The 6936-nt window shown below is 71.2% G+C and carries 8 protein-coding genes; 2 read left to right on the top strand and 6 right to left on the bottom strand.

Annotated features, from left to right (window positions below):
- Both AOK23_RS36875 and AOK23_RS36870 read right to left on the bottom strand, forming a co-directional pair.
- Positions 1-604, bottom strand: a 604-nt coding sequence (locus AOK23_RS36875; RefSeq protein ID WP_055716856.1) for an aspartate/glutamate racemase family protein, incomplete at its 3' end; no start/stop codon positions are given.
- A 5-nt stretch (positions 605-609) separates the two neighbouring features.
- Entirely contained in the window at positions 610-2094 is a 1485-nt protein-coding gene (locus tag AOK23_RS36870) for an NCS1 family nucleobase:cation symporter-1 (RefSeq protein WP_055716855.1), read from the bottom strand.
- A gap of 162 nt (positions 2095-2256) precedes the next feature.
- Here AOK23_RS36870 and AOK23_RS36865 point away from each other — a divergent pair, with 162 nt between their 5' ends.
- The gene (locus AOK23_RS36865; protein WP_055716854.1) at positions 2257-2982 is read left to right on the top strand and encodes a GntR family transcriptional regulator; all 726 of its coding nucleotides are present in this window, start codon (positions 2257-2259) and stop codon (positions 2980-2982) included.
- A gap of 251 nt (positions 2983-3233) precedes the next feature.
- Here the strand turns inward: AOK23_RS36865 and pip are convergent, their stop codons facing one another.
- Complete coding sequence (gene pip / locus AOK23_RS36860; protein ID WP_055716853.1) at positions 3234-4229, bottom strand: prolyl aminopeptidase; 996 nt, start codon at positions 4227-4229, stop codon at positions 3234-3236.
- 94 nt (positions 4230-4323) lie between these two features.
- Positions 4324-5049, bottom strand: coding sequence for a uracil-DNA glycosylase (locus AOK23_RS36855; protein WP_055716852.1), 726 nt, complete (start codon positions 5047-5049; stop codon positions 4324-4326).
- 109 nt (positions 5050-5158) lie between these two features.
- Between AOK23_RS36855 and AOK23_RS36850 the strand changes: the two genes are divergently transcribed.
- Entirely contained in the window at positions 5159-5665 is a 507-nt protein-coding gene (locus AOK23_RS36850; protein ID WP_055716851.1) for an RNA-binding S4 domain-containing protein, read from the top strand.
- A 64-nt stretch (positions 5666-5729) separates the two neighbouring features.
- Here AOK23_RS36850 and AOK23_RS36845 read toward each other — a convergent pair whose 3' ends face one another.
- Both AOK23_RS36845 and AOK23_RS36840 read right to left on the bottom strand, forming a co-directional pair.
- Positions 5730-6221, bottom strand: a complete 492-nt coding sequence (locus AOK23_RS36845; RefSeq protein ID WP_055716850.1) for a DoxX family protein — start codon at positions 6219-6221, stop codon at positions 5730-5732.
- Positions 6222-6368: 147 nt separating this feature from the next.
- Positions 6369-6936 (bottom strand): class I SAM-dependent methyltransferase (locus AOK23_RS36840; protein WP_107102961.1); only part of this gene is annotated, 568 nt, incomplete at its 5' end.

Below are 6936 nucleotides of genomic sequence, written 5' to 3'. Positions count from 1 at the left end.
CCCCCACCCCGTCCACCACGGGGACGCCCACCTTCTCCGCCACCACCTGCTGCAAGCCGGTCATCCCGGCGCACCCCAGGACCAGCACCTCCGCACCGGCGTCCCGAACCCGCCGTGCCGCGTCGACGAAGGCCCGCACCGTGCGGTCGGTGTCGTGCAGGTCGAGGACGCCCAGCCCGGTCCCGACCACACCCGCGCAGTTCCGCCCCACCCCGGCCGTCTCCAGGCTGTCCTCGATCTGCCCGCACGACCGTTCCAGCGTGGTGACCACCCCGTACCGCCGCCCGAGCAGACACGCGAGGTGCGCGGCGGCCTCGGTGATGTCGACGACGGGCACGTCCAGCAGTTCCCGCGCCCCTTCCCGCCCGTGTTCACCGAACCCGGCCATGACCACGGCGTCGTAGGGCTCGTCGTATGTGCGCAGGGTGTCGAGCACGGCCGCGGCCGACAGATAGCTGTCGAGCCAGCCCTCCGCGGACTCGGGCCCCCACGCCGGGGTCAGCCCGGTCACGGTGGTGCCCGGGCCAGCCGCGGCCCGGGCACCTCGCACGATCTCCTCGGTCATCTCCTGCGTGGTGTTGCAGTTGGTGACGACGATCCGCACGTTTCTCAGGCCTCCACGGCGACGGTCGGCTCGGCCGCGGCGGCCCCCTTCGCGGCACGCTCGTCACGGCACAGCACCGCGTACAGCCCGGCGGCCAGCGCCGTTCCGATGAACCACGAGTACGGGGCGACCGCGCTGAAGTCCTTCACCAGGGCGAGGACGGCGGAGACGGCGGCCGCGGGGAGGAACGCCCAGAGTGCCTTGGGGTTGACGCCCCTGCGGTAGTAGTACCGGGAGCCGGGCTGCGCGTTGAACAGTTCGTCGATGTCGATGCGTCCCCGCTTGACCCAGAAGTAGTCGAGCATGATCACACCGAACAGTGGGCCGAGGAACGCGCCGAGACCGCCGAGGAAGTAGTTGACGACGGTCGGGTTGGAGAAGAGGTTCCACGGGGTCACGACGAGCGCCGCGACCGTGCTGATCATGCCGCCGACCTTGAAGCTGATCTTCTGCGGCCAGACGTTGGCGAGGTCGTACGCGGGAGAGACGAAGTTCGCGACGATATTGACGCCCATGGTGGCGATGGCGAAGGTCAGGGCGCCCAGCACGAGGATCCAGGTGTTGCCGATCTCCGCGACGAGGTACGCGGGGTCGGTGATCGCCTTGCCGAACACCTCGATGGAGCCGGCGGTGACGATGACCGACACCACCACGAAGGCGGTGGAGTTGATCGGCAGTCCCCAGAAGTTGCCGCGCTTGACGGTCCGGTAGTCGGGGGCGAAGCGGGAGAAGTCGCAGAAGTTGAGCATCAGCGTGCCGTACGTGGCGAGGACCAGGCCGATCGCGCCGAACCACTGCCGCCACTGCTCACCGACGGAGACCGGGTGCGGGGTGGAGGTGAGGGAGATGGTCCAGCCGGCCTTGGCGAGGATCCACACCGCGAGCGCGATCATGACCAGCCAGATCGCCGGGCCGCAGAAGTCCTGGAACTTCCGCACCGACTCCATGCCCTGGCTGATGATCACCGCCTGGATGAGCCAGAGGGCGACGAAGGTGATCCAGCCGAGCTGGTGCAGACCGAGGAATGAGCCATGGGTCCAGGACTCCAGGCCCGGCCAGGCGGCCAGCAGCATGATGTTGACGGCGACGGACGCGAGATAGGTCTGGATGCCGTACCACATGATGGCGATCACGGCCCGGATGACGGCGGGGATGTTGGCGCCCCAGACACCGAAGCTGATGCGGCTGACGACGGGGAACGGCACACCGTGGCGCTGGCCGATCTTCCCCATCCAGTTCATGCCGATGTAGATGATCACGAAGCCGACGAGCAGCGACGTGAAGACCTGCCAGACGTTCATGCCGAGGACGAGCAGTCCGGCGGCGAAGGTGTAGTTGCCGAGGTTGTGGACGTCGGACATCCACAGGGCGAAGAGGTCGAAGACCTTCCAGGTGCGCTTGTCGGCGGGGGCGAGGTCTTCGTTGGTGAGGCGGGGGTCGGGCACGAACGCGGTGGTGCCGGTTGCTTCGGCGGGATCGGCGAGGGACACGGGGCCTCCGGGAGCGAGAGGAGGAGACGGGGAGGGAGCGGACCGCGCGTGGGGCATTTGGTATACCAAACTCCTGTCATGGTCCTCCCGTCAACCGTCCGGACCGATGTCGCTGTCGTTAAGGACCCGTAAAACACCTCCGGTGTCGGCGAGGATGGCCTCATGAGCTCCCTGGCTCCTGACGGAGCGAAGATCGAAACCCTCGGTCCTCTCGGCGCGGTGCGCGAGCGTGTGCTGGGGACCCTGCGGCAGGACATCATCGCGGGCCGGCTCCGTCCGGGCGACCGGCTGGTCGAGCGCGAACTGGCCGATCGTTTCGGGGTCTCACGGGTCCCGGTCCGCGAGGCGATCCGCGCGCTGGTCGCCGAGGGCTTCGTCCTCTTCGAGACCCCGCGCCGCACCGTGGTCCGCCGCCTCACCAGGGCGGACGTCGCGGAACTCTTCGAACTGCGCGAGGCGTTGGAGGTGTACGCCGCCGGGCTCGCCGCCACCCGCGCCACCACGGAGAGCCTGACCGAGCTGTCGGCCCTGCTCGACCAGGCGGCGGCCGCCACCCGCGCCGGGGACGCCGAGGCGATCACCGACATCAACACCCGCTTCCACGACCGTGTCCTCGCCATGGCCGGCAACAGCCTGCTCATCTCCGTCATGGAGCCGGTCGACGGCCGTCTGCGCTGGCTGACCCGCCAGAACACCGAGTGGCCGCAGCTCCTCACCGAACACCGCGAGCTGTACGAGGCGATCGCCTCCGGCGACCCCGACCGCGCCCGGACCCACGCCCTCACCCACGTCCAGACCAACTACCGCTCCACCGTGCGACACCTCTTCGAGGAGGACGAGATGGGGGGTGAGGGCGGGGGCGGAGGCGGAGGCGGAGAGGGAGGCTAGGGCGACCGACTTGGTGGCAGAAGGCAGAAAGGTCTGGGCGAGAGTGCGTGGCCTAGGGCCGCGCCTCGGAGTGAAGGGCGCGCCTTGTACCCCGGGGCGCACCTCGGAGCGAGGGCGCAACTCGGAACCGAGGGGGCGCGGCCCCTGAGCGAAGGGCGCAACTCACAACGGGGGCGCGCCTTGGAACGGGGCCGCCTTGGAGCAAGAACGCCAGGTGCGCGAACCCCGGCCCCCGCCCCGCCCCCGCCGTGTCATCCCTTGGCGTACTTGTCCGTCGCGTCCACCAGGGCCTGTGCCGTGTCCGGCGCGCCCGCGTTGTGGCCCACGTCGTCGATGAGGACCAACTCGCTGCCGGGCCAGGCGTGGTGGAGGCGCCAGACGATGCCGAGGAGGTTGCCGGGGTCGAGGCTGCCCTGCACGAGGGTGCCGGGGACGCCCTTGAGCAGTCGCACGTCCCGCAGAACGACACCGTCGTCTCCCGCACCGCCTTCGCCCACCGCACCACCCTCGCTGCCCTCATCGAGGAAGTGGCCGTTGCCCCAGTAGTGGGTGACGGTACGGGCGAAGCCGTAGCGGAACACGGGGTCCTCGTAGCGCGGCACGGAGCGGGGCGGCTGTGCCGCGATGGCCGTCTCCCAGTCCGTCCAGGCCCTCGCCGCCCGTGCCCGTACCTCCGCGTCGGGCGATTCGAGCAGCCGGTTGTAGGCGGCGGCGAGGTTGCCGTCCCGCTCGCCCTCGGGAAGCTCCGCGAGGAACCGCTCGAACGCCTCCGGGAAGAACTGACCGAGCCCCCGGGTCAGCAGGGCGACCTCGGCGTCGGAGCCCGACGCGACCCCCGTCAGCACCAGCTCGGAGACGGCACCCGGATGCGTCTGCGCGTACCGCAGCCCCAGCACCGAGCCCCACGACACACCCCACACCAGCCAGCGCTCGATCCCGAGGTGCCGTCGCAGCAGCTCCAGATCGGCGAGGAGACGCGGCGTCGTGTTGACGCTCATGTCCGTCTCGTACGCGCTCGCCGGCGGCGTCGAACGCCCGCAGCCGCGCTGGTCCAGCAGCACGATCCGGTACGCGCCGGGGTCGAACAGGCGCCGGAACCAGGGGCCCGCCTGGGATCCGGGCCCGCCGTGCAGCACCAGCGCGGGCTTGCCCCGCGGGTTCCCGCAGACCTCCCAGTACACGTGGTTGCCGTCACCGACGTCGAGCATGCCGTGGTCGTACGGTTCGATCTCGGGATAGAGAGGCATTGCGCGACCCTAGACGGCGTACGACACCATCGGTAGCCGCTTTTCCGCCGCCCCGGAGAGGGGGCCGGTCAGGCCCGGCGGCCCGTTCGCGCCCCTACGAGGTGACGCTCAGCCCGGCCGCTCCGGCAGCCGTGCGCAGGACGTCCCGGAGCATGTCCGGGGTCAGTCGGCCGGTGAACGTGTTGCGCTGGCTGACGTGGAAGCAGCCGAAGAGATCGAGTCCGTCGAGCGGTACGCGGGTGCCGTGGCCGAAGACCGGTCGGGGCCGGGGTACCCGCCAGCCCGCCTCGGCGAGCGCGGGCAGCGCGGCCTGCCAGCCGAACGCACCGAGGACGAGCACGGCCCGCAACGAGGGCCGCAGCAGCTCCAGCTCGCTGACCAGCCATGGTCGGCATGTATCGCGTTCCTCGGGGGTCGGCTTGTTGGCGGGCGGCGCGCAGTGCACGGGTGAGGTGATCCGTACGCCGTGGAGTTCCAGGCCGTCGTCGACGCCGACCGCGGTGCCGCGCGAGGCGAGGCCCACGTCGTGCAGCGCCGCGTACAGCACGTCGCCCGAGCGGTCGCCGGTGAACATCCGCCCGGTACGGTTCGCGCCGTGCGCGGCGGGGGCCAGCCCGACGATCAGCAGCGCCGCGTCGGACGGTCCGAAACCGGGCACCGGACGCCCCCAGTACTCCTGGTCGGCGAACGCGGCCCGCTTGGTCCGCGCCACCTCCTCCCGCCAGGCGACCAGCCGGGGGCAGGCCCGGCATCCGGTGATCCGGGCGTCGAGCGCGTCCAGCCCGCTCCCACCGCCGAACCCGCAGTGCCCTCCGCCCATGCCGCCACCATCCCGGCCACCGTCGCCGCCGCCATCACCGCTGCGCATGTCTCCACGGTACGGCCGGTGATCTCCTCCCCCGTCGGCACCGGGGAGCTAAGGTCGATGCATGGCTTCTGAAGGTACGGGCGAGCGGACGGACGGCCCTGGCACCACGCACCGGGATCCCGGCGCCGCGGCGGCCGCCGCCGAGGCCGCGCGGCCCACGAGTGGCGAGACCGTGCGCATCGACAGCTGGATCTGGTCCGTCCGCCTGGTCAAGACCCGCTCCATGGGGGCGACGGCCTGCCGGGGTGGGCACGTCCGCGTCAACGGCGAGCGGGTCAAGCCGGCGTACGCGGTGCGCGTCGGCGACGAGGTACGGCTGCGCCAGGCCGGTGGGCATGAGCGGATCGTCGTGGTCAAGCGTCTGATCCGCAAGCGGGTCGGCGCGCCTGTCGCCGCCGAGTGCTACGTGGACAACTCTCCGCCGCCCCCGCCTCGCGAGGCCATCGCCCCCGCCGGTATCCGCGACCGGGGAGCCGGTCGCCCCACCAAGCGCGACCGCCGGGACCTCGAACGCCTCCGCGGCCTCACCGACTCCGCGAACGCCGCCCGCGCCCGCCGCGACGACTGACGGCGGCCGAGCGGAACCCGGCTCCACCGCAGCGCGCCGCACTCCCTGCCCCACGCCCCGGGGATCACGCCGTCCGTCGCAGCAGCCGCGTCAGTCCGGCCACGTCCTCCCGTCGCGCCCAGGCGATGACGAGCAGCGGCACCATCAGGATCAGCGGGGTCGCCGCGTACTCCCCGTCGAAGACGGCGACCTGGGTGATGAACGCCCCCACCATCAGCGCGCTCAACGACACCCCCGCGACCGAGGCCAGCGCGGGGATCACCAGCCCGATCCCGCCCGCCAGTTCGAGCGCGCCGATGGTGTACATGCCCGCGCTGCCCCAGCCGAGCGTCTCGAAGGACTCGGCGGCCGACGGGTGCGCGATCAGCTTGGGCAGCGCGCTCGCGACCGCGAAGACCAGCGCGAGCACGATCTGCAGCGCGCCCAGCGAGATCCGGGCACGCCGGCTGCGCGCTCTGCCCTTCGGGCCGGCGCCGGAAGCCGGGACCGTGACCGCGGCAGTGGCGTTGGCAGTAGAGGTGGCGACTCGGGTGGTGGGAGCGGTGGTCTCGGACATGAGGTCTCCTGTGGGAAGCGGTGCGTCGTGCCTGTCACAGAGACAGACCGGCGTCCTCCCCCGAACTCATCGGTCCTGAGCGGACTTTCGCGCGAAACCACTCAGACCCCACGTGCCCTCTCAGCCGTCTCATCCGCACATGCCCTCTCACCCCACCGGCACCGCCCGCACCCACGTCCGGTCCTCGGTCAGATACCGGTCCACCCTCAGCCCCGACTCTCCCAGCGCCTCCTCGAACTGCTCCTTCGTCATCGGCCGCACCCGGAACGTCTGGGTCCACTCGCCGTCCGGGAAGTGGTACTCCGCGTGCACGGAGCGGACCCCGTCCCCCACCGGCTCGCTCGACGCGATACGGACCGTGAAACCACGGGGGTCGACCCGCTCCCGGGGCACATCGGTGTGGTAGTTCTCCCCCTCGCGCTGGATCAGCACGACGCCGTCGGCCGCGACGTGCCGCAGGCAGGTGGCGAGCAGTCCGCGCCGCAACTCGGGATCCCCGGTGTGGACGAGGAACGACGCGAGCAGTACCACGTCGAACTTCTCACCCAGGTCCAGTTCCTCGATGGGGCTGCATATCGTCCGTGCCCCGCGCACCCGCTCCAGCATCTCCGCCGACTCGTCCACGGCCGTGACCGTGAAGCCCCGTTCGATCAGCGGGTGGGTCATGCGTCCCACGCCGCTGCCCAGTTCGAGAATGCTCGCGCCCGCGGGCGCG

The sequence above is a fragment of the Streptomyces torulosus genome, assembly GCF_001419765.1.
Classification (GTDB): domain Bacteria; phylum Actinomycetota; class Actinomycetes; order Streptomycetales; family Streptomycetaceae; genus Streptomyces; species Streptomyces torulosus.
The sequence above is the reverse complement of the archived record's forward strand: the minus strand, read 5'-3'. Positions and strand labels throughout refer to the sequence as shown.